The following is a 3,493-nucleotide window of genomic DNA, read 5'->3' on the forward strand; positions in this document are numbered from 1 at the left end:
TTACCTTTACTTTTTGTCTCTTAATCAAGCTGACTTTTTTGTTTCTGTTAAACGTTCAATTGCTTCTACAACACGTTCATTTTTGGATCGTTCAGCCAGTATCGCCAACAACGTTAAGTCCACATCTAAACCCAACATATCTGCCACTTCACAAACGATATCGTCACTCATGACACCGCCTTTTCGCCAGTTCTGCACTGATGTGTGGCTAATATCCAACAATTTAGCTACTTGTCGGTCACTATCCAGCTTGAACTCTACAATTAAGCGTTTCAAAAGATCCATTGTAGTTATCATTTTGGCACCTCCTGCGTGGAGTATAGCGTATGCCACAGGTGGACAATACACTTGCCACCGATACTCCAAATGATCTTTAATCTATATGTCTGAGTTGAGCTAAGTATTTGAGATGCTTTGTAGATACGCGGACACGTCAAGCCGGGAGGCTTTGCGATTCATCATATATTTGGCATTAGATCCAAAACTTATCCCCCCATAGTGATTCGAAGCGCTTATGGGGGGAATCCGAACGATGAATTGCAACCTCTTAAGTATTGACCGGATAGATAAGAATTGAATCAACTCATTGTCAGATACAAGCAAAGATTAGGCTTTAGCCCCGCATGAATTACGATCCATTACAGCATAACGAACAGCAGAGAAAGAAACGCCAAGAGCGTCCTTTGTGTCGTCTGCATTATTCTGTAATGATGCGAATCCTCAACAATCCTTCATCTTCAGCCGCTTTTCTTACAGAGAACGGCCGAGCCAGTCAACAAAGCATGGTAAACGATGTTGCCCGTTTTATGTATGTTCTTGTCAATGAAATGTGCCTGACTACGGGCAAAATTGGCGTTGATACGCAACACGGCTTTCTTTTAAGAACCTGGGGTTACATCGGCAAAGAACTCAACATGCCTGAATGGCGTGTTAAGCAGTGCAAAGATTATGCAATCCGAAAAGGCTGGATAACCTCTGTACAGCCTCGAGAGCGTTATACGGGTAAAGACAACCTCGAAAAGTGGCGCGGTTTAGCGTCGATTAAGAAGATCACCGATAAATACTTTGCTGATTTGGGTATGCTTAAAGAACGTCTTGAAGCGAAACAAAAGGCACGTAAGTACCTAAAGAAACGTGCGACTCAATGGCAGCGCCCTATTAAGTACATTCTCACTCCAATCACCCTGCTCGCTCGTCGTCGCAAAGAACGCCTATTAGCAACAAGCCAAGCGTTGCAAGCTACTGAAGCGTCACCCAACCCGATATAAGCGCCCTTTTCTCTTATGCCCCTTAGCTGGGGATTTTCGCGTTGTTTAGCGCTAAATACCGCTGCTATATACGTCAGTTCTGACGCATTACCTTTGATCAACCCCCCTCATTTGAACCGTCGTCGGTCTAACAGAGCGGCTCAAGACCATCATTTGTACGTTTTACTACTCCTAGATTTACTCCTGCTTAATAGTCCTAGTTCTAAGTCCTAATGGTTACTTTTCATAGTCTTCGACTAGAACGGATAGTAGAGATTTATATTGATATTAGGTATGGTTTAAATCGAGCGTTAAATAATGAACTTCACGATGGGCAGCTCGACATTAAAGAGAAACGTAAAGATTACTTTTGGCCTATTATACTTATACCTTCCATCCTAGGGTTAGCTTTTAGCGTATATTTTATTGACCGCTGGCCTAGTATCTTTGTATTTCCGTTAGTATTTTCTTTGCTAATGTATACGTATTTTAAGATTCCTATTTGGAAATTTGTGGAAAACAAAATTACAGTCGGAGCTGTATGTTTAATGATTGTTTTCTTTTTTATGCATCTTGGTTTTAGAGTTAAGGATAATGTCGAAAATGTACTTTTAGACGAATATAAACCAATTTACTCAATCAAGCTACAAAGTAAGTACGCTCAGTACGCTCATATGTTTTATTTAACTAGCAATTCAAGCTTTGTATTCCTAGTTGATACCCAAACAAAAGAAGTTGTAGTGCTACCTAAAAGCAGTGTTACATCGTATAAAATAAATGGCTAACAAATTGTTTAAGAGTGAGGTGCAACGTGCGGCATTTTTGGCATCCGGTCGCTTTGGCAATGTATTCCTCACACCTTAACATAACGAATAGGGATTAAAATGAAGGATAAGTTTAAGGGATTTTATAGCCCAACTGATATTCAAATAGAAGACGCCTGGAAAGATGATTCGACTATATTCGTTTTTGACACTAATGTTTTAATAAATCTTTATGGCTACGCCGAGCAAACAAGAAACGACTTCTTTGAGGTGTTAAAAAAGATTGAATCCAAGATATGGTTACCATATCAAGTTGGACTAGAGTATCAGCGGAGAAGACTAGAAGTTGTTAAGGAAGAGAAAGCTATCTTCAGGAAAATAGATGACTCCTTGAGTAAAATTGATAAGATCTTTGAGAATGACTTTAATCAGTTAGCATTATCAAGACGATTCCCTAAATTAAGTGAAAATACAAAGGAGCTTCAGAAAGAAATTTCTAAGCTCGTTAATAATTATAAAAGATCTGTCAAGTATTGGGATGATAAGCAGCCTTGCGTACGCTCTCATGATGAAATTAGGGCTAAAATTGATGAAATTGTTTCTGACCGAATAGGTGATAAGCCTGTAGATCAACAATGGTTAGATAAATTATACCAAGAAGGTGAAATTAGGTATAAAAATAACGTTCCTCCTGGCTTTAAAGACAACAGTAAAGCAAATGCTAAAGATTCAACCTTCTCTTTTGATGGGTTAACTTATCAAAGGAAGTTTGGAGATCTTATCTTGTGGAAGCAATTGTTAGAGAATGTTAAGGATTCAAATATTAAATACGTTGTGTTTGTAACTGATGACGCAAAAGATGATTGGTGGTATACCTTGGATTCTAGAGGGAAGAAAACAATAGGCCCTCATGCAAATTTGAAGACAGAAATATATGAAGAAGCAGGTGTTGAGTTTTTTCATATGTATAGCACTTCAACATTCCTTGAAAGTGGTAAGAAAATACTAGAAGTGGGTGTCCATGATAGTTCAATTGATGAAGCAAGTACTGCTAACATCTATCGTTTTCTCGACCAACATGCAATTGAACCACGAGCTTTTGTTCAGCGAAAGGGAAGAGTTGGTAGATCGAGTCATCCAAAGTCCTTGGCTCCTTATGAGACAGTAATAGGTACGCCTAGTATTGCGGTAGAAGATGATGTAGACATTGATGACATTGCGACGGAGTTTCGAAAACAGAAAGCAATATTCCAATACATGATGGAGTCCATTAAAAAGAAAGCAAACAGCGATGAAAAGCTTCCAGAAAATGATGACTTGAGCGAAGTAGATGAAGATGATAGTGAATAGGACAAACTGTTTAAGAGTGATTTTCAACGCTTAGCATTTTCGTTATAATCACCTTGATGAATACATAACTCCCAGCTTGTTTCTTTTAACGTCAGTTAAGGTAACGAGCCATGTCTCTAAGAACACAATTCT

General features: G+C 38.8%; 4 protein-coding genes. 3 read left to right on the forward strand and 1 reads right to left on the reverse strand.

The annotated features are described in order from the left end of the window. Positions 1–24: 24 nt before the first annotated feature. Positions 25–297 carry a helix-turn-helix domain-containing protein gene (locus IX95_RS25600; RefSeq protein WP_038165185.1) on the reverse strand — a complete coding sequence of 91 codons (273 nt, stop codon included), beginning with the start codon at positions 295–297 and terminating at the stop codon, positions 25–27. A gap of 326 nt (positions 298–623) precedes the next feature. Here IX95_RS25600 and IX95_RS25605 point away from each other — a divergent pair, with 326 nt between their 5' ends. The 3 genes from IX95_RS25605 to IX95_RS25615 all read left to right on the forward strand — a co-directional run bounded on the left by IX95_RS25605 (position 624) and on the right by IX95_RS25615 (position 3,361). Continuing rightward, on the forward strand, positions 624–1,268 hold the full coding sequence (locus IX95_RS25605) for a hypothetical protein (protein ID WP_038165187.1): 645 nt from the start codon (positions 624–626) through the stop codon (positions 1,266–1,268). A gap of 491 nt (positions 1,269–1,759) precedes the next feature. After that, complete coding sequence (locus IX95_RS26465; RefSeq protein ID WP_152562081.1) at positions 1,760–2,032, forward strand: hypothetical protein; 273 nt, start codon at positions 1,760–1,762, stop codon at positions 2,030–2,032. A gap of 99 nt (positions 2,033–2,131) precedes the next feature. Further along, a complete protein-coding gene (locus tag IX95_RS25615) occupies positions 2,132–3,361 on the forward strand; it encodes a PIN-like domain-containing protein (RefSeq protein ID WP_051912668.1) in 1,230 nt (409 codons plus the stop codon). The last annotated feature ends 132 nt before the right edge of the window (positions 3,362–3,493 follow it).

The organism is Vibrio sp. B183 (genome assembly GCF_000740665.1).
In the GTDB taxonomy this organism is placed as follows: domain Bacteria; phylum Pseudomonadota; class Gammaproteobacteria; order Enterobacterales; family Vibrionaceae; genus Vibrio; species Vibrio coralliilyticus.